This is a genomic window from Streptomyces sp. NPDC034103, from assembly GCF_055575395.1.
The window spans coordinates 131,930-158,855 of record NZ_JBVISS010000011.1; the positions used below are offsets into that span (position 1 = coordinate 131,930).

Consider the following 26,926-nt stretch of genomic DNA (forward strand, 5'->3'; position numbering starts at 1 on the left):
CAGGCGATTTCCTTAACTGGTGAGGGAGTCGAGAGAGGGGCCGAGGATCCAGCTGGCGATCTCTCGGATCGCGCCGTCGCCACCGGGGACGGTGGTGACCGCACGGGCGGCGCCGCGTACCACGTCGTGGGCGCTCGCGACCGCCACGGGCCAGCCCACGAGGGCGAAGCACGGGAGGTCGTTGACGTCGTTGCCGACGTAGAGCACGCGCTCGGGCGCGATGCCCTGCTCCTCGCACCACTGCTTGAGTGCGAGGTCCTTCCGGTCGATGCCGTGCAGGACCGGGAGCTTGAGCTTCCGGGCCCGGGCGGCGACGACCGGGTTCTGCTCCGTGGAGAGGATCAGCATCTTCAGCCCGCTCCTGCGCAGGGCGGCGATGCCGAGGCCGTCTCCGCGGTGCACGGAGACGAACTCCTTTCCATCGGCGTCGATCAGCACCCGGTCGTCGGTCTGGGTGCCGTCGAAGTCGAGGACCACGGCGTCGATGTCGTCGTGGCGGGGCAGGGCGCCGGGGCGGTCGGCGTCGAAGAGGGGCGCGAGCGCCCGGGCCCTGGCGAGGTCGTGCGGGTCGTCGATCTCCAGCACCCGCGCCGGGTCGGTGCGGACGAGTTCCGTACGGCCGAAGAAGCGGTGCTGGTGCTCGCGGAAGCCGGCCGCGTCCATCGCGTAGGCGGCGCCGGTCTCCAGGAGGTCCTGGGGGCGGTCCTGGCGGCGGGGGCGGTAGGCCTTGTCGTGGTTGACGCCGTAGCCGCCGGTGGCCTCGTCGTCCGCGTCGCGCCAGACGAACCCGTGGAAGGCGGCCACGGTCACCGCCGTGTCGGCACCGGTCTCGACGACCGCGCCCGCCACCGCGTCGATGTCCTCCCGGACCAGGAACGGGCTGGTGCACTGCACGAACACCACCACGTCGACCGCCGCGCCGTGCAGCGCCTCATGGGTGTCCATCGCGTGCAGCACCGCGGCCTCGGAGGTCGCCGTGTCCCCGGCGATCGCGGCGGGCCGCAGCACCACCTCGGCCCCGGCCTCCCGGGCCGCGGCGGCGATGGCCTGGTCGTCGGTGGACACGACGACGTCCGTCACCAGCCGGGTCGCCCGGCACTCCCGCACGGCACGCGCCACAAGCGGCACACCGCCGACCGGGGCGAGGTTCTTGGCGGGCACCCCCTTGGAGCCACCGCGGGCGGGGATGACGGCGAGCACGCGACGCACAGCGGCGCCGACATCGGCCGAGGGGTCGGACATGGGTTGCACTCCTAGCGCAGGGTTCACAGAGGTAGATGGGGGGCTGTATCGATTTGCGGCTCCGCCGCTGGGCGCGACCCGGGGGTGGGGGCCGGCGAAGCCGCCCCCCAGGGGCGCGGGGCTGTATCGATATGCGGCTCCGCCGCGGGGCGCGACAAGCCCCCACGGCGCCGCAGCCGCCAGACGACCCGAAGAGGCACCATGGGAGGCGCTCACAACTCCCCCATCCGCCGGATGACCGGCGCCACCCGCTGCACGCCGTGCCGGTAGGCACCCCGCGCGGCCCGCCGCACGATCTGCCGCACGGGTCCGGGCTCCCGGTCCGCCGCGGGCGCGCCCGGCAGCGGGCTGCCGTCGGGCCCGAGGTGATGGCGGGCCAAGATGCCGGGCAGGTAGCCGGGAGCCGTGGCGGGTGTGTAGTACGGGGTCAGCGGGGGCAGCGCCGGCGCGGCGAGCAGCTTCGCCAGACGCTCCCGCGCCGCGTCGAACGCGGTCTCGTACGCCCGGTCCGCCACGACCCCCTGCCGGGCCACCCACTGAGGGTCCGGCACCGGCCGGTGCCCCTCGTCCAGCTGGTCCCAGGAGGCGAGGCAGCCGGAGCCGACGAAGTGGTGGTTGCCGAGCACCTCGCGGACGCCGAGGTCGGTCAGGACGACCGTGGGGATCCGGCGGTGCAGGGACTCCAGGGCGGCCGTCGAGCTGATGGTGACCAGCAGGTCGGTGCGGTCCAGAACCTCGCCCATGTTCCCGTACACCAGGCGGAAGTTGGCCGGCGGATCGAGCCGCTGGACCAGCTTCTGGTAGGGCTGTTCCTCGATGTGCGTGGTGTGCTCGCCGGGCTTGGAGCGCAGCTTCAGCAGCACCTCGCGCTCGGGGTGCAGCCGGGCGTGCCGGATCAGCCGGTTCAGCAGGTAGGTACGGTCCTTGCGGCTGTCCGGGACGGAGGGCTGCACGGCGAACACCACGGTGTACGGGTCGTGCTCGCCCTCGTAGGCGGCCCCGCCGAGGAACGGCAGCGCCACCTCCGTCACCGACGAGGCGTCGGCGCCCACTCCCTCGTACACGGCCCGGAAACGGTCCGCGTCCTGGCGGGAGTTGGCGAGGACCAGGTCGGCGCCGTGCCGCAGGAGCAGGCCGTCGGCGAGCTTCTCGTAGACGACGCCGACATAGCCGGTGACGACCACCGGACGCTTCTCGCGGCCCTCCCACACCCGCTTGAGGCCGTGCAGCATGGCCTGCACGCCGCCGCCGACGAGGGCGAGCACGACGATGTCGTACGACTCCTCGGCCATCGCCCGCAGGAACTCGACGGCGGTGACCTCCCGCATCGAGTCGGCCCGCACACCGACCTCCGCGAGCTGGCGCGGGGTCGGGGTGGCGCGGCCGCGCAGCAGGAAGCCGCTCAGGGCGGGAGCCCCTTGCGCGTCCTCGCGGGGGGCGATGCGGTGGGAGGTCAGCGCACCCCATTTCCAGCGGGTGTCGGAGTCCGCGAGGACCGCGATGCGCATCGGCGTCGTTGGTGTTGCTGGCGTAACTGCTGGCACGTCCAAGACGCTAGGAAGCAATTCCCAGGAATGGCCCAACCGGGAATCAACGAAAAGTTAACAACAGCCCACCGCGAGCCGAACTGGCCCGTCAAAGCCTGGAAAGTACAGGGGATGCACCATTCCGACACATCGAGTTCACCCGCTGTACGTTCACCGTCAAGTTCCCCTGCCGGGCGGCCTTCTAGCGTTTCTCGGGTGCCAAAGCTTTCCGTGATCGTGCCGTTCTACAACGTGCAGCAATACGCCCCGGACACCCTCAGAAGTCTGCGGCTCAACGCCCGGAGCGACTTCGAGTTCATCCTGGTCGACGACAAATCCAAGGACGAGACTCCCGCCATTCTCGAGCGGGCCGCCGAGTCGCTTTCCGATGTCGCACAGGTGAGATATGTCCGCCATGAGGAGAACGGGGGTCTCGCCACCGCGCGCAACACCGGTCTCGACGCGGCGACCGGCGAGTACCTCACCTTCCTGGACGGCGACGACTGGCTCGCGCCGGGCTACCTCGCCGAGCTGGTGGCGGCGATCGAGGGGCTGGGCTGCGACTTCATCCGTACCGACCATGTCCAGGCGACCGCCCGCGCCCGCTCCGTGCACCGGGCCCCGGTGGGGCTGCGCGGCGAGGTGCTGAACCCGCGCGAGGCGATCCTGCCCGCCGACCGCACCACCTCCGTGGACTACGCCTACGCGTGGGCCGGTGCCTATCACCGGCGGCTGCTCGACCGGGGGCTGCTGCACTTCACGGACGGGCTGCGGACGGCCGAGGACCGGCCGTGGATCTGGAAGCTGCACCGCGAGGCGGAGTCGTTCGCCGTGGTGGGCCTGCTGGGGGTGTTCTACCGGCGCGGGGTAGCCTCCTCGCTGACCCAGATCGGCGACGCCCGCCAGCTGGACTTCATCCGCGCCTTCGACCAGGTGATCGAGGAGACGGCGACGGACCCGGACGCCGCCCGGCTGCTGCCGAAGGCGGTGCGCACCTACTGCGCGATCATCGCCCACCACCTCTCCGACGAGGCCAAGTGGGAGCCGGGCGTGGCCAAGCGGCTGCACGCGATGAGCGCGGCGGCCATCAGGCGGATGCCGCAGGACGCCCTCGGCGACGTACTCGACACCATGGACCTGCGCCGCTCCGCCAAGCTGCGGCGGCTGCGGCGCCGGGTCACCACAGCGAAGGCGGCCGCCTGATGTCCACCTCTCGTACGACGCAGATCTTCTGCGCCTCGACGCTGTACGGGGTGGCCACCCTGGCCGCCGCGCTCGACTCCGACCTCTTCGACGACGCCGAGCGCCGGGTGCTGCTGGTGTTCAACAACTCGGCGACCCCGGAGACCACGCCCGCCCTCGACGAGATGCCGGGCTTCGCGCCGCTGCGGGACCGTTTCGACGCGGTGCTGTCCTGGAACGCGGCCATCCACCCCTTCCACCCCGGCGCCTGGACCCCCCGCACGGACGACATCCCGCTCCTGGAGCGCTATCTGCGTCTGCTGTGGGACCTCGGGGACGACCGGGTGGAGCTGGTGCTGGAGTCCATCCAGGTCACCCCGGCGCTCACGGTGGCCCAGCTGTTCACCGGCGCCCCCGTGCACGTCTACGCGGACGGCCTGATGAGCTACGGCCCCACCCGCAACAAGCTCGACCCGCTGGTCGGCACGCGGGTGCGCCGGCTGCTCCACCTGGACCTGGTGCCGGGTCTGACGCCGCTGCTGCTGACCGAGTTCGGCGTGCCCGCACAGGTCGTGCCGACGGGCGCGTTCCTGAAGGTGCTGAGCGAACTCGCCGAGTCCGTCGAGGACCTGCCGGTGCTGCCGGACGGCTCGGCGCTCCTGCTGGGCCAGTACCTGTCCGCGCTGAACATCCTCTCCGCCCGGGAGGAGGAGGATCTGCACGTGCGGATGATGCGCGGCGCGGTCGCCCGCGGGCACCGCTCGATCGTCTTCAAACCGCACCCCACCGCCCCGGCCCGCTACAGCCGCGTCCTGGAGACCGAGGCCGGCAGGCTGGGCGTCGACCTCACCGTCCTGGACTCCCCCGTCCTCGCCGAGGTGCTGTTCGACAAGGCCCGGCCCGCCCTGGTCGTCGGCTGCTTCTCCACGGCCCTGTTCACGGCGTCCGCGTTCTACGACCTGCCCGTCGCCCGGATCGGCACCGAGCCGCTCCTGGACCGCCTGACCCCGTACCAGAACAGCAACCGTCTCCCGGCGGTACTGGCCGACGCGGTGCTGCCGGACCTGGAGTCCCGCACGGGCGAGGACGCCGTTCCGGAGGCGGACCTGACCGCGCTGGTGACCGCGGTCGGGTTCACCATGCAGCCGCAGATGCACGCCGGTCTGCGCCCGGCGGCGGAGCGCTATCTCTCCGCGCGCTTCGGCCCGCGCACCCACCGCTACTTCAAGCGCAAGCGGCTGACCGCGTTGGGACTGCCGGGCGGTATCCCGGAGCGGCTGTCGTTCCTGCCGCGCAACGCCACCGCGCGGCGGGTGGTACGGCGGGCCAGGGCGATCCGCAAGGCCGTGAGGCGCTGAGCGAAGAACGGATGAACTCCCCGGAAAGGCCGTGGAAATAAAGCCCGATCATCGAGTTACTCCGTTGATTCAATGGTGAAGCGGTGCCTGTGACCCTAGGATCACGGACACCGCCTAACCGAATCCCGTGAGGCACCCATGACGAAGCTCGGCCGGCTCTACTCCCTCCTCGACAGCGTCACGCTGCCGGAGAAGCTGCCCTACACCCAGTGCAGCACCTGGGAACTGCAGTTTCTGTACCTGGTAGGGCGCCACCACCTCACGGGCCGGGACCGGATCGTCGAACTGGGCTCCGGGGGCGGCGGATCGACGTACGCCCTCGCGCTGGGCCTGAGCGAGAGCCCGGTGTTCGACCGGGCGCGGGGGCGGCTGCACGCGTACGACTTCTTCCGGGTCGGCAAGGGCACCTTCGCCTCGGAGAAGTTCTTCGACCCCGGGCACCGGCCGCCGGACGACAACTCCTTCCTGGAGGACTTCAAGGGGCGGCTGGAGCCGTTCCTGCCGTTCCTGGAGATCCATGCCGGCGACCTCTGGCAGACCTCGGACCCCGAGGACACCAGCCCCGTGGAGTTCCTGCACATCGACATCGCCAAGACCGCCCGGGTCTTCCGCTGTGTCTCCGAGCGGTTCCTGACCCGGATGCGGCCCGGCACGGTCGTCCTGCACCAGGACTTCGCCGGGCCCCGGCTGCCGTGGCTGCACCACAGCACGGGCGCCCTGCTGCCGTACATCGAGATCGCGGGCCCGCCGATCCGCTCCACCCTCGCCTTCGAGGTGACGAAGCCGATCCCCGCGGACGTCCTCAAGCGCATCACCGAGGACGACTACACCGTCGACGAGAAACTCGCCCTGATCTCCGCCGTCCAGGAGAGGATCGACCGCGACCACACCGGCGGCATCCCCTTCAAGTCCGTCCTGGAACTGTCCAAGGCGTACGTCGCCCACTACGACGGCCAGCACCGGCGCGCCTGGTCGATCGCCAGGCCGCTGACCTCCGACGAGTACCTGAGCCGCACCCGCGCCGACCACTTCGAGCAGCTGAGGACGGCGTACGAGAAGGAGCGGCCGAGCGGTTCGAGGCTCACCCGGCTGCTGCACAGGGCCGTCGGCCGGTAGGCAGCGGTGAGCCCCCACGACCGTCGGGCCGTGGGGGCCCACCCATGTCCTCAACTCCCCAGGATCACCCGCAGGTCCGCCGCGTTCGCCTCGGTGACCTTCCACAGTTCCTGCTGGCGGCCGTGGACGTCGGCGACCGTCTTGGTGTGGTCGGCGAGCAGGTCGCTCGCGCGCTCGACCAGCCGCGCCGCCAGGTGGCGGTCGTGGACCGAGACGCCCCACTCCGGGCGTTCGATGTCCCGCAGGAAGTACGCCATCTTCGGGTGCGAGATCAGGCTGATGATGGGCGTGCCGACGCCGAACGGGATCATCCCGGCGTGGCCGCGCATGCCGATCACCAGCTTGGTGCGGGCGTACAGGTCGCGGATCCGGTCGTTGTCGAAGTCGTACATCGGGATGACCGGCAGCGAGATGCCGTGCTCGCGCCGCAGGTCGAAGGCGATCTTCTCGTCGTCGAGCGAGTGCGCCACGCACCGCACCTGGGCGAGCTCGCCCAGGTCCCGGACGGCCTGGGCCATCTGGGCGAGGAAGTAGCCGTAGTCGTGGCCGAAGCGCAGCCCCGCGCGGTCGTACGCCGCGTTGATCAGGATCGTGTCCTCGCGCCGCGCCGGGTCCTGCCAGCCGTCCACCAGCTGGCGCATGACCGTGGTGGGACAGGGCTGGAAGCGCACCTTGTCGTGCAGCCGCGCGGGCAGCATCGCGCGGACCTTCTCGATCGAGCCGTGGTTGCGCAGCCCGAAGAACGCGGACCGCTCGACGAGGTGGAGCAGTGACTCACGGAAGCGGTTCGCACGGTAGGACTGGCCGTCGAAGGCGTTGAAGCCCACGGCGAAGACCGCGATCGGCACGTCGACGCGGTTCAGCAGCGCGTCGGGGACGTTCCACTGCCAGGCGCTGTTGCCGTTGGGCATGGTGTCCGGGATGAACAGACCGCCGCCGCCGATGACCAGACCCCGGCGGGCGTTGACGCGCTCCAGGGCGGCCTCGTCGAAGAGCCGGTGGGCGTGGACGGGGTGCCAGCGCCGGGACGTCGTGTCGGGCCCGAAGGCCAGGCGGACCGTCTCCGGCAGGAGCTTGTCGCCCGCGTTGCCCTGGCGGTCCATGTAGAAGGCCACGTGGGCGAGTTGGTCGTCGGCGCTGCCCCGCTCCTGCGTGGGCACGGCGGCCGCGCGCTGCGCCCACAGCCGGCTGGAGCGGTGCGTCGGGTCGACGGTGATACCGGCGGTGGCGTACCGCAGGGCCTCGGTGTCGTCGCCCCGCACCCACGCCATCTGGGCGAGCCGGGCGTAGGCGGTGGCGGCCCGGTTGGGGGCGGCGGTGGCGAGCAGCAGCTGGGCCTTGGCCTCCTCGTAGCGGGAGACGCTCATCAGGGCGTGGCCGAGCACCTCGTGCGGCCAGGCCTCGTCGAGCGGGATCCGCACCCCGGACAGGACGTCGACGGCGTCCTGGTAGTCGCCGGAGGCGATGTGCGCGGCGGCGACCTTGCGGGCCACCTCGACATTCCCGGTGCGCCGGACGTGCGGGGTGCCGAAGTGGACGACCAGGTCGTGGTGGAAGCCGCCGCTCGACGCGAGGTAGGCGGCCTGGAACTCGGCGTCCGACAGCTCGAACTCGCGCCAGCGCTCCTCCGCCTGGCTGTACCCGGCCTCGCCGCCCTGCCAGGGCTTGTGGCGGCCGGTGAAGTGCAGGATCGCGGTGTCCTCGGGGACCGGGAGGTCGCCGGACAGCCGCCGCTTGACGAAGTTGTAGCGCGGGTCGAGGCGCACGAAGTCGCCGTCCAGGACGGCGTTGAGGATGCCCTGGTCGTGCTTGTCGAGCTCGTAGTCGCCGGTGCGGCCGCACCGGTCGAGCCGTGCGCAGAACTCGTCGGTGAGGTACTCGCGCTGGATGACCAGCAGACCCGAGTTGAGCTTGTGCTGGCCGTAGAAGAACTGCGGTACGGCCGCCAACCCCTCGCGCAGCCGCAGGAGTTCACCCAGGTCGCCGAGGACGACCATGTCGGTGTCGAGCGTGATGATCGTGTCGTACTCGCGGATCCTGAACACGTCGAGGATGAAGTACGCCTTGCGGACCAGGTAGTTGTCCTGGTCGCCCTTCTTGTACGCGTCGTAGTGCGCGTCGTCGACCCGCTTGAGCACGATCCGCGGGTGCAGGGCGCGGATCCGGGCTATCGAGCCGGGGCGCAGGTCGTCGTAGAGGACGACGAAGTCCTCGCACACGCCCGGGTTGGTCAGGGCGAGGCTCCTGAGGAGGGTGAGGAAGCCGGGCAGGTAGTTCTCGTCGACGTAGGACGCGAAGGCGATACGGCGCTTGCCGGTGAGGGCGTGGGCGTCGGTGACGGGGGCCTGGGTCGCAGGCGGGGCGGTGGTCATCGCAGGGAGATCCTCATGTCGGTCACGCTCTGGGCCCGCTGCATGACCCAGGCCTTCTCGCTCGTGTACTCGTGCACGGAGGTGATCGCGAGCTTCATCGCCTCCTGGACGCGGTAGGCGCCGCTCTCGTAGAAGTCGAAGCCGATCAGGTCCAGGGTGGGGCTGACGTCCAGGAAGTCCAGCAGGTACAGCATGTTGAAGCCGGTGGTGGGGATGCCGGACCAGACGTCGGTGCCGAGCCTGCCGATGTTGCGCACGGGCCAGCGCAGCGACTCGTCGCCGAGGAAGGTCTGGGCGCCGGGGACGAGCCGGTTGCGCAGGGAGTACTTCCAGTCGCCGGAGATGCCGCCGAACACCAGCCGGGTGGTGACCTGTTGGTCCCAGTTGAAGCCGTGCTTGTGGATGGTGGCGTGGATGTCGGTACGGCTGCCGGTGTGCCGCGGGTCGATCCGGTACGAGTTGAAGCGGACCACGAGGTCGTACGCGTCGATCTCGGCGCCCATGGAACTGGCGCCCACGCGGCCGGAGTTGGCGATCAGGCAGATCGACTTGCCGGCGATCTGGTTGCGGAACTCGCCGAGGCTGATCCACTGCACCCCGCCGATGGTGGGGTCGGCGACGGGGCCCCGCATCCGGTTGCGGCGCTGCTCGGCGTAGAGGGCGAGGGCCTCCGTGAGGGAGGCGAGGTCCGTCGACTCGGTGGTGCGCAGGTCGAGGTACTGGCTGAGGAGTTCCTGCCGGTCGGCGACCGGGGCCTCCTCGGCGGCCAGCGCGAGGAGCGCCGCCACCAGACGCGGCTCGGCCTCGGTCCAGTCCCCCACCGCGTGGGCGGCGAGGCCCTCGGCCCAGACGTCGGTGGCGGCGCGCCCGGTGAACTCCGCGGCGCGCGGGTTCTGGCGCTTGAGCAGGGCGAGGAGCTCGCGCTCCTTCTCGCCCGCGAGTCGCAGTCCGGCGATCTTGGCGCGGACGCCGAAGCCGTCCTCGTCGGTGAGGGCGAGGTACTTCTCGTACGCCTCGACGGCCTCGGTCTCCTCGCCGAGGGCCTCCAGGAGCCGGGCGCGCAGCCGCCAGCCGGCGCGGGAGTTCCTGCGCTGGGCGAGGACGGTGTCGCTGATGACGAGCGCGAGGTGCAACTCGTCGTCGTAGCCGCACTGGAGAGCCTTGTTGGCGACGGCGAGCAAGGCGTCGAGCAGTTCGCCAGGGATGCTGTTCGACGGGACGGTCGCGCCCTTGACGGCCCGCTTGAGCAGGGCGGTGGCGCCGCCGGCCGGGGCGGGCGCGGGGGCGGTGGTGGCGGTGGTGCCCCACACCACGAGCAACTTGCGCAGCTGCTCGGCGAGTTCGACGCGGCGCCGGTCGATGCTGCCGACGACCTTCCCGCTGTGGACCGCGCAGGCGCGCAGGCAGTCGTCCAGCTCCCCTCCACGCGCACGTGCACGTCTCTTCTGGACCGTCGTCATGGCACTCCTGTTTCGTCTTCTTACCAAAGTCGAGGCGAGTTCTTGTGCTTTGCATCTTGCGTGGGGGGATTCTGGGGGAATTTAGGAAGCCAAAACGACATCCAGGTGAACTGGCCGGGACCGGGCGGCCAATCGTTGGGTGGGCGGCCACGACATCCCTGTGATTCGGACTAATGTCCCTGTGTATCCGCAGGAAAAGCTGTCGAGGGGATGTCCGTGACCACGATGACCGTCCGCGAGGTGACGTCGACACCCCCGCGGCCGGGCCCGGCGGCGCCCCGTGAGCCCAGGCTGCGCGCTCTCGACGGATTGCGTCTGGTGGCCGCGCTGATGGTCGCCGCATACCACTACGGCGGCCGGGGCGGCGAGGTCACCGAGGCCTGGGGAACGTCCGCGAAAGACCAGTTCCCGACGCTGTCCGGGTATTTCGCGTACGGCTGTCTCGGTGTGCAGGTGTTTTTCGTGATCAGCGGATTCGTGATCTGCATGAGCGGCTGGGGCAGGCCGCTGAAGTCGTTCTTCGCCTCCCGCGCCTCCCGGCTGCTGCCCGCGTACTGGGTGGCGGTCCTGCTCGTCACGGCGGTCTTCGCGCTGCCGGTGGTCGCCTACCGGGCGGTCTCCCCGAGCGACGCCCTGGTCAACCTGACGATGCTTCAGCAGCCGTTGGGCGTGGACCGGGTGCTCGGCGTGTGCTGGACGCTGTGGGCGGAGGTCCGCTTCTACGCGCTGTTCGCCCTGTGCGTGGTCCTGCCGGGCGCCTCCCGGCGGCGGGTGATCCTGTTCTGCGCGGGCTGGACCCTGGCGGCGGCGATCGCCGAGGCCGCGCACCAGCCGCTGCTCGATGTCGTGCTGATGCCCGAGTACGCCCCCTTCTTCATCGGCGGCGTCGGCCTCTACCTCGTCCACCGCGACCGGCGGGACGTGTACGCGTGGGGCATCGTCGGCGTGAGCTTCCTGATCGGGCAGCACTACGCGGTGCGGAGTCTGTGGAACGCCGCCGATCCCGACGCCTTCGCGCACCGCACCACGGTGGGGATCGTGGCCGTCGTCGCCCTGGGCTTCCTCGCCGTCGGCGCGATCGCGCTCGGGTGGCTGCACTGGGCGAACTGGCGCTGGCTGACGGTGGCCGGGGCGCTGACGTACCCCTTCTACCTGGTCCACGAGCACCTCGGCTGGGTGGTGATCCACGGGCTGCACATCGGGCTCGGGGTGCCGTCGGCTCAGACCTTCGCGCTGACCGTCGTGGCGATGCTGGCGCTGGCCTGGCTGCTGAACCGGTATGTCGAGAAGCCGCTGACCCCGAGGCTGCGGTCGGCCCTGGCCAAGTCTCGGTGAGGCAGAAGGCCCGGCCCCGGACCGGCCGGTGCCGCACGGTCACCTCGCGCCGGGCCCGCACCGCCCCTCGATCCCTGCGATGACCATCGCCAGCCCCTCCTCGAAGTGCCGGTCGTAGTCCTCGAAGAGCTCCGCGCCCGCCGCCGCCGACAACGGGAAGTCGGCCATCAGGCGGGCGCGTTCGGCCACGTCGAAGCCCTCCCGGCGCTCGCCGGGCAGCGGCTCGACGCCCTGTTCCTCGGTGACGAAACCGAGGGTGTAGAGGTACGTCGTCGAGATCGCCCGGACCGCCTCGGCGAGGGTGAAGCCGGCGCCGGTGAACAGGCGGAGGTTGTCCTCCATCTGCTCCACGTGCACCGGGCCGGTGAACCGTGAGCCGCTGAAGACCTTGGCGCCGTCGCGGTAGCCGCGCAGTGCCGTGCGCAGTCCCCGGTTGCTCTTCAGCAGCCGTTCCTGCCAGGTGTCGTCGGCGTCGAGGGGGGTCCCCTCGGCCATCCGGCGGTACATCTGCGTCGCCATCTCGTCGAGCAGCGCCTGCTTGTCCTTGAAGTGCCAGTACAGGGCGGGCGCCTTGACGTCGAGTTCCCTGGCGATGGCGCGCAGGGTCAGGCCGTCCAGGCCCACCTCGTTCAGGAGCCTCAGGGCGGTGTCCGCCACCCGCCCGCGGTCCAGGGGCACACGTCGTTCCGAGTTCACGCTTGACAGCTTAACGCCGTTAAGGGCACGCTCACAGGCGTCATCACTTAACAACGTTAAGGAGAGTCGTCGTATGCGTATGCACACCGACGTACTGATCGTGGGCGCCGGACCGACCGGCCTCGCCCTCGGGGTCGACCTGGCCCGGCGCGGCGTGCCCGCGCTGGTCGTGGAGAAGGCCGAGGGGCTCTTCCCCGGCTCGCGCGGCAAGGGCCTCCAGCCGCGCACCATGGAGGTCTTCGACGACCTCGGCGTCCTGGACGCGATCCACGAGGCCGGGGGCAGCTACCCGGTGGGGATGATCTGGCAGGACGGCGAGCGGGTGGGCGAGCACCAGATGTTCGAACCGGCCGAGGCGACCGAGGGCTCGCCCTACGACGAGCCGTGGATGGTGCCCCAGTGGCGCACCCAGGAGATCCTGCGGGCACGGCTGGCGGAGCTGGGCGGCCAGGTGCTCCTCGGCCGCGAGCTGACCGGCCTCACCCAGGACGCGGACGGCGTGACCGCGCACTTCGCGACCGGCGGGGACCTGCGAGCCCGGTACCTGGTGGCGGCGGACGGCGGCCGCTCGACGGTGCGGCGCACGCTCGGCGTCGGCATGACCGGCGACACGGTGGACCCGCGGCCGATGCTGGTGGCGGACATCCGCGTGCGGGGCCTGGACCGCGAGAACTGGCACATCTTCCCGCCGCGCGGCGAGGGCGAGGGCTTCCTGGCGATCTGCCCCCTCGCGGGCACCGAGGACTTCCAGGTGACGGCCCAGTTCCCCGAAGGCAGCACGGTGGACGTCTCACCGGACGGCGTCCGCAAGGTGGTCGCCGCCCGCTCCCACCTCGCCCCCTCGGATGTCACCGAGGTCCGCTGGGCCTCCGACTTCCGCCCCCGCACGGCCCTCGCGGACCGCTTCCGCGCCGACCGGGTCTTCCTCGCCGGCGACGCGGCCCACCTGCACTCCCCGGCGGGCGGCCAGGGCCTGAACACCAGCGTCCAGGACGCCTACAACCTGGGCTGGAAGCTGGGCGCGGTACTGCGGGACGGGGCGCCCGCCGCGCTGCTGGACACCTACGAGGAGGAGCGCCGCCCGGTCGCCGCCGAGATGCTCGGCCTGTCGACCAGCGTCCACCGGGGGGAGACCCGGCGGGGGGACGCGACACGTCAGCTGGGGCTGGGGTACCGGGAGTCGTCCCTCACCAAGGAGACCCGGCCGGCGGCGACCGGGGTACGGGCGGGCGACCGCGCACCCGACGGCACCCTGGACGGCGTACGCCTCTTCGACGCCTTCCGGGGCCCGCACTGGACCCTGCTGGCGGTGGGCACCGAGGCGCCGGAGCCGCCGGCCGGGGTGCGGGTCGTACAGGGCGGGACGCAGGCCTCGTACGGGACGGGGCTATTCCTGGTGCGGCCGGACGGTTACGTGGGCTGGGCGGGCGAGACGGCCCGGGGGCTGACCGAGTACGTCACGCGCGTCGGTCTCCTCCCGTCACGCGCTCGCGACTGACAGCTTCACCGCGAACCCGAGGAACAGCGCCCCGGCGGCCGACGTCGCCCCCGCCGACAGCCGCCTGCGGCGCCGGAAGGCGGCCGCGAGCCTCGTCCCGCCGAATATCAGCGCGCTGAGGTACAGGAAACTCGCGATCTGGGCGAGCGTCCCGAGCACGACGAAGGACAGTGCGGGATAGGCGTACCCGGGGTCGACGAACTGCACGAAGAAGGCGACGAAGAACAGGATCGCCTTGGGGTTGAACAGGCTGATGACGAACGCCCGCCGCAGGGGACGCTCGTCGGCGGCGACCGGCTCCGCGGCCTCCCGCACGGCCTCCCGACGGGTCCGCCACATCCCCCAGGCGGCCCGCAGCATCCCCACCGCCAGCCACGTCAGATACCCGGCACCGGCGTACTTCACGATCCCGAACAGGACGGCGTTGGCCTGCAACAGCGAGGCCACCCCGGCCGCCGACAACGTCATCAGCACGGCGTCCCCGCACCACACCCCGGCCGCGGCGGTGTACCCCGCCCGCACCCCGCGCCGGGCGGCGACGGAGAGCACGTACAGGGAGTTGGGGCCGGGCAGCAGAACGATCAGGACGAGGCCCGCGAGATAGGTGGGGAGGTCGATGACACCGAACATGTGCAGGAGTGTCGCACGCTAGAACGCGTCCGAGGGAACGTGTTTTCCCCACACCTCCCGCAGCGCGTCGCACACCTCGCCGACCGTCGCCCGGGCCCGTAGCGCCTCCTTCATCGGGTACAGGACGTTGTCCTCGCCCGCGGCCGCCTTCTTCAGGGCGGCCAGGGCCGCGGCCACCGCCGACGCGTCGCGGTCGGCGCGCAGCCGGGCCAGCCGCCGCGCCTGCCGGGCCTCGATCGCCGGGTCCACCCGCAGGGGCTCGTACGGCTCCTCCTCGTCGAGCCGGAAGCGGTTCACCCCCACCACGACCCGCTCACCGGAGTCCGTCTCCTGCGCGATGCGGTAGGCGTTGCGTTCGATCTCGTCCTTCTGGAAGCCGTGCTCGATGGCCGCGACCGCGCCACCGAGGTCCTCCACCCGCCGCATCAGGTCGAGCGCCGCGCTCTCCACGTCGTCCGTCATCCGCTCGACCACATAGGACCCCGCGAACGGGTCGACCGTCGCCGTCACATCGGTCTCGTACGCCAGGACCTGCTGGGTGCGCAGCGCCAGCCGTGCCGACTTGTCCGTGGGCAGCGCGATCGCCTCGTCGAAGGAGTTCGTGTGCAGGGACTGCGTACCGCCGAGCACCGCCGCGAGCCCCTGGACCGCGACCCGGACCAGGTTCACCTCCGGCTGCTGGGCCGTCAGCTGCACGCCCGCCGTCTGGGTGTGGAAACGCAGCATCTGCGACTTGGGGTTCCACGCGCCGAACTCCTCCCGCATCACCCGCGCCCAGATCCGGCGCGCGGCACGGAACTTGGCGACCTCCTCCAGGATCGTCGTACGGGCCACGAAGAAGAAGGAGAGCCGCGGCGCGAAGTCGTCGACGTCCATGCCGGCCGCGAGGGCCGTGCGGACGTACTCGATGCCGTCCGCCAGCGTGAACGCGATCTCCTGCGCGGGCGAGGCGCCCGCCTCCGCCATGTGGTAGCCGGAGATGGAGATCGTGTTCCACCGCGGCATCTCGGCACGGCAGTAGCGGAAGATGTCGGCGGTGAGCCGCAGCGAGGGCTTCGGCGGGAAGATGTACGTGCCCCGCGCGATGTACTCCTTCAGCACGTCGTTCTGGATCGTGCCGGTCAGCTTCCCGGCCGGGACGCCCTGCTCCTCCGCCACCAGCTGGTAGAGCAGCAGCAACAGGGCCGCGGGCGCGTTGATCGTCATCGACGTCGAGACCTGGTCCAGGGGGATCCCGCCGAACAGCACCCGCATGTCCTCGATCGAGTCGATCGCCACACCCACCTTGCCGACCTCGCCGTGCGCGATCGGGGCGTCGCTGTCGTGGCCCATCTGGGTCGGCAGGTCGAAGGCGACCGACAGCCCCGTCGTGCCGTGCGCGATCAGCTGCCGGTAGCGGGCGTTGGACTCCGCCGCGGTGCCGAAGCCCGCGTACTGGCGCATGGTCCAGGGGCGGCCGGTGTACATCGACGGGTACACCCCGCGGGTGAAGGGATACGCGCCCGGTTCGCCCAGCTGCTGTGCCGGGTCCCAGCCCGCCAGGTCCCCGGGACCGTAGACGGGTTCGATGGGCAGTCCGGACTCCGACTCGCGCGTCATGGTGTGCCGCCTCCCGCTGGGTGAGTGCTCGCCGGTTCCCCACCACCATGCCGCGCCGTTCGCAACCAGTCATCCGCGGGAAACCATCTGTGGTGACACCGGTGCACACCGGCGGTGAGAAGGCGGGGCGGCGGATGCGTACAGAGGGCATGCGGACAGCGATGGCGGCGCTGGTGGCGGTGGTGGCCGTGGGCGGCTGCACCGTGCGGGCGCCGCAGGACGACGGGAAGGGCCCGGTGCGCATCGAGCTGCCCGAGAACTCCGCCGCCCCGTCCGCCTCCACGCGCGCCGACGACGACGAGCCGGGCGCCGCGCCGACGAAGGCCGCGCCCGAGGTCCTCCTCGCTCCCGGCGACCGCGGCCGTGACGTACGGGAGTTGCAGGCCCGGCTGCGCCAGGTCGCCTGGATCTTCGAGGGGCCGACCGGGACCTACGACGAGGCGACCGAGGAGGCCGTCAAGGGGTTCCAGGGCAAGCGCGGGCTGCCGAGGACCGGCGAGACCGACACCGTCACCTGGCGGCGGCTGCTGCGGATGACGCACGAACCGGGCAGGTGGGAGCTGTACCTGATGGGCGGCCAGCCGGCCGCCGCCCCGGACCCGCGCTGTCTGACCGGCCGGGTGCTGTGCATCAGCAAGTCGAGCCGGACCCTGCGCTGGATGGTGGACGGCCGGACCGTCACCACGGCGGCGGTGCGGTTCGGCTCGGAGTACACCCCGACCCGGGAAGGCGTGTTCCGCGTCTACTGGAAGTCCCGCCACCACGTCTCGACGCTCTACGACTCCCCCATGCCGTACGCGATGTTCTTCAGCGGCGGCCAGGCGGTGCACTACTCGTCCGACTTCGCGGCCCGGGGCTACGGGGGCGCCTCGCACGGCTGCGTGAACGTACGGGACGAGGCGGTGATCGCGGAGCTCTTCCAGGAGGTCCGCGACGGCGACAAGGTCGTCGTGTACTGGTGAGTGTGGGGCGCGGGCGGGACCGGGGGAACGTGTCCCGCCCGCGCCGAGGTGCACGAGCCGTGGGTACGGGGGGAACCCCGGCTCTGTGCGACGGCCGATGACCAGTCGGCTCACTCATGTCAGCGCCGGCGCGGCCGAAAGTGTCACACCGGGCGCGAGAGAAGTTCCGCGCCCTGTGGGGACGCGGGTCAGAGCGCCGTGTACGACGGGTTCGGCGAGGGCTCGGGTGCGGCCGCGTCCCGCTTCGGCAGCGGGGTGGTGTCATCGGCCGTCGGGGACGGCGAAGGGGTGGACAGGCCCCCGTTCGGACGGTGGCCGCGGCCGGGGGCACCGTCGTGGCTGTCGCCGCCGCCCTGCCGGTCGTCGCCGCCCTGCCGGTCGTCGCCGTCGTGGCCGTCCTTGTCCCGGTCCCGTTCCTGGCGCCCGTCGTCCTGGCCGGCCTTTCCGTCGCCGGCCCGCAGGACGCCCTCGCAGTACTTCCACACCTGAGTGGAGCCACCCGCCAGCCGTTCCAGCGCACGGCTGCGGTCGGCGGACAGCCGCTTGCCGTCGCGCAGGTCCCGGCACGCCGCCGGTCCGCCGTCCCACCGGGACCCGAAGCCGTCCTTGCCGCGGTCGTGCCTGCCGGAGCCGGGGTCGGTGCTCGGGGCGCCGCCGGCGTCGGAGTGCGGGGGGCTGTCGTCGGGGGTGCCGCTCGCGGAGCCGTCCGGTGTCGGCTCGCCCTCACCCGCGTCGTCGGGCGACGGGGAGACCAGGGGGCGGTCCGTCGTCGCGGCGGTCGACACCGTGGCACCGGGGCGCGGTTCGTCGTCGCCGAACGGCGTCGGCAGCATTCCGGTTGCGGCCGCGACCGTGACTCCCCCGACCATGCCAAGGGCCAGCACAGCGGCCATCCCGAACCGCACGGGACGACGACCACGCCGGGCACGCGGCGGGCGGTGCGCGGGGGCGCCGATACGGACCAGACCGGCGTCGTCGGCCGACGGGCGGACAACGGCTCCGGGCGCCCGCGGCCCCGGGCGAGCGGACGGACCGCGGTGGTCCCTGGGGGGCCGGGCGGCGGGGGTGGCGGCATGGGCGGGGGCCGTGGCAGGGCCGGGGGCGGCGGCATCTCCGGGGGCTTCAGCCGGACCGGGGGCCGTGGCAGGACCGGGGGCTTCAGCCCGACCGGGGGACGCGGCAGGGCCGGGGGCCGTGGCAGGGCCGGGGGCTTCTGCGTGGCCGGAGGCCGTGGCAGGCGCTCCGCGGTCCGTGCGCGCCTTGCGGAAGGCGGCCAGCGCGGCGGCCTCGCCGGGGAGTTCGGCGCTGTTCGCCGGGGGTGCCGCGGAGAGCGCGCCGAGGGTCTTGGCGAGGCGCTCGGCCTCGTCGCGGGCGGCGGCGTCGACAGCGTTGTCCAGGGACTCGCCGCGCAGCAGACGCTCGGCGGTTTCGGCGTCCAGCCACCCGTACTGCTTGTCGGCCATCACATGTCCTTCTGCGTCCGCGGACGCGTATGCGTCACACTCGCGGACGTCACCGCACGGGTGTGCGGTTCTCGCTGGGGCGGGAGCGCGTCGAGCTCCCCCACGCTCGACCCCGCTCGCGCGGGACGGCCCCCCTCGGCGGATTCCGGATCGGTGCCGAGCAGTTCCGCGAGCCTCTTCAGGCCGCGGTGCGCGGCGGTCCGTACGGCTCCGGGCCGCTTGCCCAGCGTCTCGGCGGCGCTCTTGGCGTCGAGGCCCACCACCACGCGCAGGACGACGGCCTCGGCCTGGTCCTGCGGAAGGCGGGCGATGAGGGACAGGGTGCTGTCGGTCGCCAGGGCCTCCATGGCCTCGCCCGCGGTGTCGGACTCGGCGGCCTTCCCGGTCAGCTCGGTCTCATCGCCGCCGATCGCGGGGCGGCGGCCGCGCATGCGTATGTGGTCCAGGGCGCGGTTGCGGGCGATCCGGGCGGCCCAGCCGCGGAACCGGTCCGCGTCACCGCTGAACCGTCCCAGGTCCCGGGCTATCTGGAGCCAGGCCTCGGAGGCGACGTCCTCGGCGTCCGGGTCACCGACCAGCGTGCGGACGTATCCGAGCAGCCGCGGGTGCACGGCGCGGTACACAGTCCGGAACGCGGTCTCGTCCCCGTCCTGTGCCGACAGCACCGCGGCGGTCAGCTCCGCGTCATCCCCCAGCACGCATGGTTCCTCAGTCGATGGTCGCGGCCCCGAGGCCGCCTGCGATCGCGGTGATCCCTCGCCTCCCCGCTCGGCGCGAAAGGCACGTTACGACCTGAAACCGCTGCTCGTCCATGTCCGTACAAGATGCACCTAGCCCGGACCGATGCGGGTACGCCCCCGGCTGTGACAGAAAACGCATCCCTGGCGCTGTAGGAAGTACGGGCCGCCGCGCGGCCCGTGCCGCGCGACGGCCGGGGCCTCTCCTGTGGGGGGTGGCGGCCCCGGCCGTTGCCTTGGCGGCGGGGCCTCGCGGCTACTGCTTCTTCTTGCCGGACGCCTTGTCGGCCTTGTCCGTGCCGTCGTCCGTGCCGGTGCCCGCGCCCTTGCTCTCGCGCTGGCTCTGTCCCTCGCCCTGTCCCTCGCCCTGCCCCTTGCCCGCGGTCCCGGACCCGCCCTGACCCAGGCCCTGGCCCTTGGCCTGATCCGTGCCCTTGCCCGCCGCGCCCTTGGCCTCCGCGTCCGCCAGTCGCCGCGCGCAGTACGACGCAACGTTCCCCTCGCCGTCCGCCGCCTCGATCAGCCGCTGCCAGGCCGTGGAGTCGAGCGCGTTGCCGCGGCCTCGCACCCGCTCGTAGGTCCGGCAGTGGGCCTCGGTGTCCTCGGCGGTGTCCGGACGGTCGGGGCGGGTGGACGGGCTCTCGGCGGAGGGGGCGGTGCCCGGCCGGGCGGGGGCGGAGGTGTGCGCCTCGGTCCTGTCCTCGCCCTCGGCGGACGACGGGCCGCCCGTGCCGATCGTGGCGAAGGCGACGCCGCCGACGGTGAGGCTCGCCACGAAGACCGAGAGCGTGGTCCGCAGCGAGCGGGACAGCCGGCGCCGCTCGCGGGGCCGCCAGTCGTCCCGGCGGCGGGTGCGGGCCCGGTGCGCCCCGGCGTCGCGGGCGGCCCGGAAGGCGGCGACGGCCCGCTGCTCGCCCTCGCCGAGGACCTGGTCCGCGTACGGGTCGACGTCGTCCCGCACCGCGGCGGCGAGCAACGTCTCCAGCTCGACCGGGGTCGGGAAACCGGGCGCGGTGTCGCCGGGGTGCCCCTGCCGGCGGCCGGGACTCCCGCCGCCGCTCCGCCCTTCACCCATGCCCGTTCCGTCCCTGTCCCTGTTCCTGCCCGGCCCGTCGCCGTCGTTCATGTCGACTCCCCCAGCGTGCGGGGGTCGTCATCCGTCACACTCTCGTCGCCCAGCTGCTGCGCGAGGCGCCTCAGCCCCCGGTACGCGGCGGTGCGCACCGCCCCCGGCCGCTTGCCGAGGACGCGCGCGGCGGCCGGACCGTCGAGGCCGACGACCACCCGCAGCAGCACCGCCTCGGCCTGGTCCCGGGGCAGCCTTCGGACCAGTTCGAGCGCGTACTCGGTGGAGATGGACTCCAGTGCCTGGTCGTGGGTGCTCTGCGGGCCCGGCAGGTCGAACATGTCCTGTTCGAGCGTCGCCGACCGGGGCCGCACCTTCTGCCGCCGCAGGTGGTCCAGCGCCCGGTGCCGGGCGATGGTCGCGCTCCAGCCCCGAAAGCCCGCCCCGTCGCCCTTGAACCGGCCGAGGTCGCGGGCGATCTCCAGCCAGGCGTCGGAGGCCACGTCCTCGGCGTCGTCGCCGACGATCCCGCGGAGATAGCCGAGCAGGCCGGGCTGCACGATCCGGTACGCCACCGCGAAGGCGCCCTCGTCCCCCTCCTGGGCCCGCGCGACGGCCGCGCCCAGCTCCCCGTCGTAGGCCTGCACGCGGCGGGGTTCCCCTCCTCGACCCAAGAACTGTCCTCGTCCGTACGGTTGCGTGGCGCTCGCACACCTTTTCGGCGCGAGCGCTCTGGCGGGTTCTCCCCCACGCTCAACAGCGCCGGACGCCGCAGATCTGTCACTGCGTCACACGCGCCGCCGGGGGGGACGACCGTGGGCGCGGCGGCGCGGACGGCCGCGCGGCCGTTCGTCAGCAGGCAGCGCTCCTTCCGCGGGTCCGGCCGTGCAGGGTCAGGTAGAAGGTCCGCAGGGACTCCTCGGGGCCGCCCGACTCGAAGCGGTTGAGGACCTTGCCGAGCGGGTTCCAGACCCGGCCGTCGGGCATCCGGACGCCGACCGGCTGGCCGAAGTACGCGCGCTGCGTCTCGTCCAGGTCGACCCACCCCGCGCCCGCCCGGCGCACCAGCACCTCACCGACGTAGGCGCCCAGCCCCAGCAGCGGCCCGTGCACCCGGTCGCGGTCGGCGCCGCCCTTGCGCAGGCCGTCGACGAGGAAGTCGACGACCCGCAGGCTGGCCACGGAGTAGTCCAGCGGCAGCCTGCCGCGCGCGCCGACCCGGGCGACGAACGCGGCCGCCTCCGCCCGCATCCCGCTCGCGCACGGCACGCGCCCGATCTGCTTCCCCATGGCCCCACCCCTTCGTCCGGCTTGCACTCCCCGCTGTCCCAGCGGATGCCGCCCCGGGAACATCACGGGTCACGGGCGTGGCGATGCCCACACAGACGCCTCACAGACCGCGTGCAGCCTTTCGACCCCGCCCGCCGCACGAGCCCCGGCCCCTTCACAAGCCCCGCCCGCCGCACGAGCCCCGGCCCCTTCACAAGCCCCGCCCGCTGCACGGGCCCCGGCCGTCTCACCCGCGCGCGGCGCCGTCTCACCCGCGCGCGGCGCCGTCTCACCCGCGCACGGCGCCGCCCGCCGCGTCCCGGCACAGCAGCCGCAGCGACCCGTGCCCGGCGAAGCCCCGGCGCGCCTCCTCGATCGGGTCCCACAGCCGGCCGTCGGGCGTCCGTATCCAGTGCTCGCCCCCGCTCGCCCACCACTCGGCGCCGGCCTGACGGACGATCACCTCACCGGCGTACGCGCCGAACCCGCGCAGCACCGCCGCGACGGCGTCGTACGGGGGCTCCTCGCGCCGCAGGTCGTCGATCATCCGGTCGACGCGCCACAGGCTCTGCGCCGAGTAGTCCAGCCGTACCCGCGCTCCCTCCCGCATGGTCGCCACCGCGTCCGCCGCCCATCGCACCGGCTTCATCGCCGCCGAGGGCCTGGTCTCGTGCTGTGCGTGCTGTGTCGTCACGTCCTCAAGAGCGCTTGGGGAGGGCCGATCGTCACCCGGTTCCGGCCCCCCTCGCCGGACCGTCGCAGAACCGACCCGGCTCCACCCCACGGCGGTCACAGGACCCTCTCAGGCGCGCGGCCCCGTGAGGCGCGGCCCCTTGCCGTCGTCGTAGCCCCCCGCCCGGTGCAGCCGCCCGGTTCAGCCGCGTCCGCGAGCGCGCCGGGACACCACCGCCCGCAGCACGCGCCGACCTTCCACGGACACCTCCAGGGCGCGACGCAGCCCGGCCGTGCCATGGCCGGCGAGGACCTCCAGGACGGTGATCTGGCGGCGCAGTTCGGCGGCGGCCAGCGGCGGCATGCCGTCGGTGCGGCCCTCGCGGCGGGAGTCCACGGAGTCGTCGTCCACGGCGGGGTCGAGGATGCGGTGGATCTGGAGCGAGGCGACGGAACAGGCGTCCGCCCAGAGCCGTACCTCGGCGGCGTCCGGTGCGCCGGGCGCGGCGTCGAGCATCCGGCGGGCGAGGACGGCGGCCTCGTCCTCGGCGGTGCCCTGACCGGCGCCGAGCCTGTCGCGCGCGGCCTCCAGGCCCGCGGCCCAGTCGCCGGTGTCGGCGAGGCTCGCCCACAGGGGCCGCAGCAGCTCGTCGTCGCCGCCGAGCAGCGGCACGCACCGGTCCAAACAAGCCAACCCGCTGGCGGCCAGTCCGCGCTCGTCCGCCTGAGCGATCAGCTCCACCAGACTCATCCACGCCTCCTCGACAGTCCCGTCCGGAACGTGTCGGCGCCGCGGGACCCCTTTGCCTGCGGACTTCCCTAACGGAGCCCGCACTTCCCCTTACTGCGTGCGACGGCGCCGGAGTGTCACAGGGGCACGACGGCGAGCCGGTCGAGCAGTCGGAAGAACAGGTTTTCGGCCAACGGATCGGCCTCCGCGGTCAGCACCTCCAGCAGCCGCTCGGCCTCGACGGCGTGCCCGGCCTCCTCGGCCCAGGCGACGGCCCGCTCGGCGGCGTCCCCCGGCTCCAGGAAGTAGTCCTCCAGCGTGAGGCCCTCTTGGTCGGCGCCGAGGTACGTGGCCATCGCGGCCCGCGCCAGACAGGTCGTCCACGCCCCGCTCTCCGGCCCAGCCGCCTCCACGACCACGCAGTCGCTGTCCATCACGTACCCGAACAGCGCGGGCGCCCCGGTCTCCCGGGCCAGCGCGTTCATGGACCCGACGTCCCCCTGCGCGCCCGGGTGCTCCCACACCTGCCAGCCCTCGGCCGTCCGAGCCCGCGGGCTCAGTTCCCCGGCCCCCGCGAGCGCCTCCAGTTCCCCGAGCGCCCGCGTGCTGCGGCCCACGACGAAATACCCCCAGTAGCCCATTTCCGGTTCCCCCCGGCGTCTTGGCTGCGGCTCGGGCCCGAATACACCACAGCCGTACGGCAGTTCGCAGCCGTATCGGACAATCCGGGGTATCCGGTGCCTCAGGCGGGCACGGGGACGGGTCCCTGGAGGGCCTTCATGTGCTGCATCCGCGTCAGCCGCAGCACCACGGCGATGGCGAGAGCCGCGGCCGCGACGTCGACGACGTCGGAGAACAGCATCTGCGTCACCGCCTCGTGCATCTCCTCGGCGGAGTCGGCCTTGCGGTTCGCGGTGGAGGCGGCCCGGCCGGAGAGCAGCGAGAGGACCCAGAACGTCCACCAGGTGTTGACCAGGCCGTGCGAGCGCCGGGCGCCCCAGGGGCTGCTGGCGTCCCAGATGTCCAGCGTGATGCGGCGCGGGAACCAGAGGTTCACGATCGGCACGAACCAGCCGCCGATCGCCCAGCCCCGCTTCTTGGTGTGCCCGAGGGGCTGGAACACCTCGGCGTTGACGCGTACCCGGTGGAACCAGCACAGGAACAGCACGGCGGTGGTGAGCAGCGCGACCGTCTGGACGGTGCCGGCGATCGAGTAGAGCCGGTCCGCGCGCTCGGCGCGCTCACCGAGCTGTGCGCCGCTCGCGAGGTCGCCCGACACGTCGTACAGGACGACGTCCGCCCAGACGGCGAACAGGTCGGTGGCGATCACCGCGCCGAGTCCCGCGACGGCGGCCCGCCCGAGCCCGATCGGCGACCGCAGCCAGGCGGCCGGCGCGATGAAGTGGTCATGGCTGGTGTCGGGCATGGTGAGGACGTCCCCTGGGTCGTGACATGGAAAGCCACACCCGGCTCTCCCCAGAACCTCACGCGCGGCTAGCGGAACATACGGTTCACCAGCGCCGTACGTCCACTTCCGGCTCAGTCCAGCCGGTCCGCCAGCGCCTTGAAGCCGGCCCAGGACAGCGGCGGCCGGTCCGCGTCCCACAGCTTCTGGACCACGGCCCGCAGCGGCAGCCGGACGCCGGCCGCGACCTGGTCCTGGGTCTGCGCGTTCGGGAAGTCGCCCCAGACAGCGAAGTAGCCGCCCTGGATCTGGTCGTCGTACCCGGCGTCGACCGCCTGGGTGCCCCGCACCACCCGCGGGGTCCACTGCTCGTAGATCCGCTGTCCCGTGGGATAGACGAACTGGTTGGGCTGGCCGAGGACGTAGTAGAGGAACTGGTCGTTGAAGTTGATCAGCTGGCGGCCCGCGCTCAGGTACTCCTCGGGCTGGCGGGCCCCGATCTCCTTGCCGGTCCAGTAGGCGACCTGGATGTCCTTGTCCGGCTGCACGGACGTGCCGCGGAAGAAGCCGTCGTTCCAGGCGAGCGGGGTCCTGTCGTGGGCGCGGACGGTGGCGGCGCGGTCGTTGAGCCAGTCGGTGGTGAGGTCCGCGACGGTCCCGCCGGCGCCGAACGCCTCCCGCGCGGCGGCCGCCAGCTGCGGATACGAGGCCTCCGGGTCGTTCACCGTCAGCGCCCGGTACTCGTCGCCGCCCAGGTGCCAGCGCTTGCCGGGGAAGAGAGCGGCGTACTCGTTCAGCAGATCGTCGACGAGCTGGGCGGACCCGGCCTTGGAGATGTCGATGGCCCCGGTGACGGCGGCCCCGGAGGCGTTGCGCAGCTGCAGCTCCGGGTGCGCGGCGAGCACGGCGCCCAGATGCCCCGGGGAGTCGATCTCGGGCACGACGGCGATGTGCCGCTGGGCGGCGAGCCGGACGATGGACCTGACCTGGGCCTTGGTGAGGTGCTGCGGGGAGACGATCTCGGGGTGCGAGTCGGACGCGATCCGCCAGCCCTGGTCGTCGGAGAAGTGCAGCTGGAGCTGGTTGAACTTCAGGTCCCCGAGCTCGCGCACCCGGTCCTCGATCCAGCCCGCGGTGAAGTTCTTGCGCGCGATGTCCAGGGAGAACCCGCGCACCGCCTTGGCCGGCCCGTCCCGTACGACGCCCTCCGGCGCGGTGCCGCCGCCGTGCACCTCCTGCTTGAGGGTGCGGGTCCCGTAGAAGACCCCCGCGTCGGCGGACCCCCTGATCTCCACCCGGCCCGCGCGCACGGTCATGGTGTACGCCTCCGGGCCGCCCCCCTGGCCGTCGTCGAGCGCCAGCCGCAGGTCGCCGTCCCTGACGTCCGCCTTCTCGCCGGCGTACGTCAGTCCCAGCTCACCGGCGACCAGCCGGCCCTCGTCGGCCAGCGCCGCGTCGTTCACCACGACCCGCTGCCCGCCGCGCGGACGCCAGCCGGGGCCGCGCTCCGGCTTGTGCGCGCCGACGGCCGGGATCGTGCGCGGGGTCTTCGACAGAGGGTAGGAGCGGGTGGGCGACGGTGTCGGGCTCGGGGTGCGCGCCGCGCCGGTCGTGCTCCGCGCGGCGTCGCCGGACGGCCGCTGGGCCGCCGACCCCGCCGGACCGCTGTCGTCGCCGTACCCCGAGGCCCACAGCCCGAGCCCCACGCCCGCGCCGACGGTCACGGCCACCGCCGCGCCGACGACCACCCGGGTCCGCAGCTGCCGTGCCTCGCGCGCCGACGGGCGGCGCCTGTGCTGGCTCACGTTTCCAACCTAGGCATGAGGGATGGCCGAATGGGTCCACCAGACGTTCCGAAACTCTGCCGTTCGAGTGAAATTCGGTTATCCGTCGGACACGTCTCGCCCGGTCTCGGTAACGTGACGCGACCCCTCTCACAGCTTCCCCTGCCGAAACACACGTGACGCCCACACACCTTCCTGGCCGAGTGGCCATACCGGCTCTGCCCGAGCAGATCCGCTCCTCACCGTCGCCCAGCCTGCTGGACGCCTTCAACTCCGCGTCCCCGGACGAGGCCCACAGCCTCCTTCTCGGCTGCCTGCGCAGCCTCCGCTGGTCCCGTCGGGTGGCAGAACACCGCCCGTACCCGGATCTGGAGTCCCTACTCGCGGCGTCGGACGAGGCCGCGTACGACCTGTCGCCGGGGGATCTGGCGGAGGCCCTGGCGGGTGAGACCCTGCCGAGCCTGCCGGACGGGACGTACGAAGCCGCCCATATGGCACTGGACGCCGCACATGCCGCGTACGAGGCGAAGTTCGGGCACGCGTTCGTCATCTGTCTCGACGGGCTGCCGCCGACCGAGTCCCTGGACCACGTCCTGGCCGGAATCCGGTCACGATTGACAAACGATCCGGAGGAGGAGCGGGTGCTGGCGGCCGACGAATTGCGGCGCCTGGCGAAGGGACGTCTGGTCAATGCCCTCAGACAACGGAACCACGTGCCCCAGTAGCCCGTCCGTGCAACTTTGATCACATCGGTTGGGCCGCTGTCAGCATCCCGACAACACGTCGCTACGATGCTGGGGGCCGGTGGACCGTACCCGGCCGGG

At 72.4% G+C, this 26,926-nt stretch carries 24 protein-coding genes; 7 read left to right on the forward strand and 17 right to left on the reverse strand.

Translation table 11 applies throughout. The features are described 5' to 3' along the window. Positions 1-12 precede the first annotated feature (12 nt). Both ACZ56U_RS25115 and ACZ56U_RS25120 read right to left on the reverse strand, forming a co-directional pair. Positions 13-1,242, reverse strand: coding sequence for a cytidylyltransferase domain-containing protein (locus ACZ56U_RS25115; protein WP_469086241.1), 1,230 nt, complete (start codon positions 1,240-1,242; stop codon positions 13-15). A 212-nt stretch (positions 1,243-1,454) separates the two neighbouring features. Further along, a complete protein-coding gene (locus ACZ56U_RS25120) occupies positions 1,455-2,750 on the reverse strand; it encodes a DUF6716 putative glycosyltransferase (RefSeq protein WP_469086242.1) in 1,296 nt (431 codons plus the stop codon). Between the two features lie 234 nt (positions 2,751-2,984). On the opposite strand from ACZ56U_RS25120, the gene ACZ56U_RS25125 reads away from it, so the two are divergent. The 3 genes from ACZ56U_RS25125 (at position 2,985) to ACZ56U_RS25135 (ending at position 6,424) form a co-directional block, all read left to right on the forward strand. Beyond that, a complete protein-coding gene (locus ACZ56U_RS25125) occupies positions 2,985-3,971 on the forward strand; it encodes a glycosyltransferase family 2 protein (protein ID WP_469086243.1) in 987 nt (328 codons plus the stop codon). Beyond that, positions 3,971-5,308: a polysialyltransferase family glycosyltransferase gene (locus tag ACZ56U_RS25130; protein WP_469086244.1), complete on the forward strand. Its 1,338-nt coding sequence runs from the start codon at positions 3,971-3,973 to the stop codon at positions 5,306-5,308. The genes ACZ56U_RS25125 and ACZ56U_RS25130 overlap by 1 nt, the downstream gene beginning before the upstream one ends. A gap of 138 nt (positions 5,309-5,446) precedes the next feature. Continuing rightward, positions 5,447-6,424 (forward strand): class I SAM-dependent methyltransferase, encoded by a 978-nt coding sequence (locus ACZ56U_RS25135; protein WP_469086245.1) that lies wholly within the window; start codon positions 5,447-5,449, stop codon positions 6,422-6,424. Between the two features lie 50 nt (positions 6,425-6,474). Here ACZ56U_RS25135 and ACZ56U_RS25140 read toward each other — a convergent pair whose 3' ends face one another. Together ACZ56U_RS25140 and ACZ56U_RS25145 are read right to left on the reverse strand one after the other, a co-directional pair. Continuing rightward, positions 6,475-8,796 (reverse strand): glycosyltransferase, encoded by a 2,322-nt coding sequence (locus ACZ56U_RS25140; protein WP_469086246.1) that lies wholly within the window; start codon positions 8,794-8,796, stop codon positions 6,475-6,477. Beyond that, entirely contained in the window at positions 8,793-10,256 is a 1,464-nt protein-coding gene (locus tag ACZ56U_RS25145) for a glycosyltransferase family 29 protein (RefSeq protein WP_469086247.1), read from the reverse strand. Before ACZ56U_RS25145 ends, ACZ56U_RS25140 begins: the two co-directional genes overlap by 4 nt. A gap of 225 nt (positions 10,257-10,481) precedes the next feature. Here ACZ56U_RS25145 and ACZ56U_RS25150 point away from each other — a divergent pair, with 225 nt between their 5' ends. Further along, positions 10,482-11,591 carry an acyltransferase family protein gene (locus ACZ56U_RS25150; RefSeq protein WP_469086425.1) on the forward strand — a complete coding sequence of 370 codons (1,110 nt, stop codon included), beginning with the start codon at positions 10,482-10,484 and terminating at the stop codon, positions 11,589-11,591. Between the two features lie 39 nt (positions 11,592-11,630). Here ACZ56U_RS25150 and ACZ56U_RS25155 read toward each other — a convergent pair whose 3' ends face one another. Then, positions 11,631-12,287, reverse strand: coding sequence for a TetR/AcrR family transcriptional regulator (locus ACZ56U_RS25155; RefSeq protein ID WP_469086248.1), 657 nt, complete (start codon positions 12,285-12,287; stop codon positions 11,631-11,633). Positions 12,288-12,366: 79 nt separating this feature from the next. Between ACZ56U_RS25155 and ACZ56U_RS25160 the strand changes: the two genes are divergently transcribed. Further along, the gene (locus tag ACZ56U_RS25160; protein WP_469086426.1) at positions 12,367-13,785 is read left to right on the forward strand and encodes an FAD-dependent oxidoreductase; all 1,419 of its coding nucleotides are present in this window, start codon (positions 12,367-12,369) and stop codon (positions 13,783-13,785) included. On the opposite strand, the gene leuE is transcribed toward ACZ56U_RS25160, so the two are convergent. Together leuE and ACZ56U_RS25170 are read right to left on the reverse strand one after the other, a co-directional pair. Next, positions 13,768-14,415 carry a leucine efflux protein LeuE gene (gene leuE, locus ACZ56U_RS25165; protein WP_469086249.1) on the reverse strand — a complete coding sequence of 216 codons (648 nt, stop codon included), beginning with the start codon at positions 14,413-14,415 and terminating at the stop codon, positions 13,768-13,770. The genes ACZ56U_RS25160 and leuE overlap by 18 nt on opposite strands. 18 nt (positions 14,416-14,433) lie before the next feature. Continuing rightward, the gene (locus ACZ56U_RS25170) at positions 14,434-16,014 is read right to left on the reverse strand and encodes an acyl-CoA mutase large subunit family protein (protein ID WP_469086250.1); all 1,581 of its coding nucleotides are present in this window, start codon (positions 16,012-16,014) and stop codon (positions 14,434-14,436) included. A gap of 134 nt (positions 16,015-16,148) precedes the next feature. Between ACZ56U_RS25170 and ACZ56U_RS25175 the strand changes: the two genes are divergently transcribed. Then, the gene (locus tag ACZ56U_RS25175) at positions 16,149-16,976 is read left to right on the forward strand and encodes a L,D-transpeptidase family protein (RefSeq protein WP_469086251.1); all 828 of its coding nucleotides are present in this window, start codon (positions 16,149-16,151) and stop codon (positions 16,974-16,976) included. 188 nt (positions 16,977-17,164) lie between these two features. Here ACZ56U_RS25175 and ACZ56U_RS25180 read toward each other — a convergent pair whose 3' ends face one another. The 10 genes from ACZ56U_RS25180 to ACZ56U_RS25225 form a co-directional block, all read right to left on the reverse strand. Further along, complete coding sequence (locus tag ACZ56U_RS25180) at positions 17,165-18,439, reverse strand: hypothetical protein (RefSeq protein ID WP_469086252.1); 1,275 nt, start codon at positions 18,437-18,439, stop codon at positions 17,165-17,167. Beyond that, the gene (locus tag ACZ56U_RS25185) at positions 18,439-19,137 is read right to left on the reverse strand and encodes an RNA polymerase sigma factor (RefSeq protein ID WP_469086253.1); all 699 of its coding nucleotides are present in this window, start codon (positions 19,135-19,137) and stop codon (positions 18,439-18,441) included. The genes ACZ56U_RS25180 and ACZ56U_RS25185 overlap by 1 nt, the downstream gene beginning before the upstream one ends. A 295-nt stretch (positions 19,138-19,432) precedes the next feature. After that, positions 19,433-20,251, reverse strand: coding sequence for a hypothetical protein (locus ACZ56U_RS25190; protein ID WP_469086254.1), 819 nt, complete (start codon positions 20,249-20,251; stop codon positions 19,433-19,435). Between the two features lie 47 nt (positions 20,252-20,298). Continuing rightward, positions 20,299-20,916 carry an RNA polymerase sigma factor gene (locus ACZ56U_RS25195; protein WP_469086255.1) on the reverse strand — a complete coding sequence of 206 codons (618 nt, stop codon included), beginning with the start codon at positions 20,914-20,916 and terminating at the stop codon, positions 20,299-20,301. Between the two features lie 178 nt (positions 20,917-21,094). Beyond that, on the reverse strand, positions 21,095-21,532 hold the full coding sequence (locus ACZ56U_RS25200; protein ID WP_469086256.1) for a hypothetical protein: 438 nt from the start codon (positions 21,530-21,532) through the stop codon (positions 21,095-21,097). 268 nt (positions 21,533-21,800) lie between these two features. Beyond that, positions 21,801-22,160 (reverse strand): hypothetical protein, encoded by a 360-nt coding sequence (locus ACZ56U_RS25205; protein WP_469086427.1) that lies wholly within the window; start codon positions 22,158-22,160, stop codon positions 21,801-21,803. A gap of 225 nt (positions 22,161-22,385) precedes the next feature. Further along, positions 22,386-22,934 carry a hypothetical protein gene (locus ACZ56U_RS25210; RefSeq protein WP_469086257.1) on the reverse strand — a complete coding sequence of 183 codons (549 nt, stop codon included), beginning with the start codon at positions 22,932-22,934 and terminating at the stop codon, positions 22,386-22,388. Positions 22,935-23,050: 116 nt separating this feature from the next. Beyond that, a complete protein-coding gene (locus ACZ56U_RS25215; RefSeq protein ID WP_469086258.1) occupies positions 23,051-23,554 on the reverse strand; it encodes a hypothetical protein in 504 nt (167 codons plus the stop codon). A gap of 101 nt (positions 23,555-23,655) precedes the next feature. Further along, positions 23,656-24,339: a DUF4328 domain-containing protein gene (locus tag ACZ56U_RS25220; protein WP_469086259.1), complete on the reverse strand. Its 684-nt coding sequence runs from the start codon at positions 24,337-24,339 to the stop codon at positions 23,656-23,658. Positions 24,340-24,452: 113 nt separating this feature from the next. Continuing rightward, positions 24,453-26,123 (reverse strand): beta-N-acetylhexosaminidase, encoded by a 1,671-nt coding sequence (locus ACZ56U_RS25225; RefSeq protein WP_469086260.1) that lies wholly within the window; start codon positions 26,121-26,123, stop codon positions 24,453-24,455. A 155-nt stretch (positions 26,124-26,278) separates the two neighbouring features. Between ACZ56U_RS25225 and ACZ56U_RS25230 the strand changes: the two genes are divergently transcribed. Continuing rightward, positions 26,279-26,827 (forward strand): 2-oxo-4-hydroxy-4-carboxy-5-ureidoimidazoline decarboxylase, encoded by a 549-nt coding sequence (locus ACZ56U_RS25230; protein ID WP_469086261.1) that lies wholly within the window; start codon positions 26,279-26,281, stop codon positions 26,825-26,827. Positions 26,828-26,926: the final 99 nt, after the last annotated feature.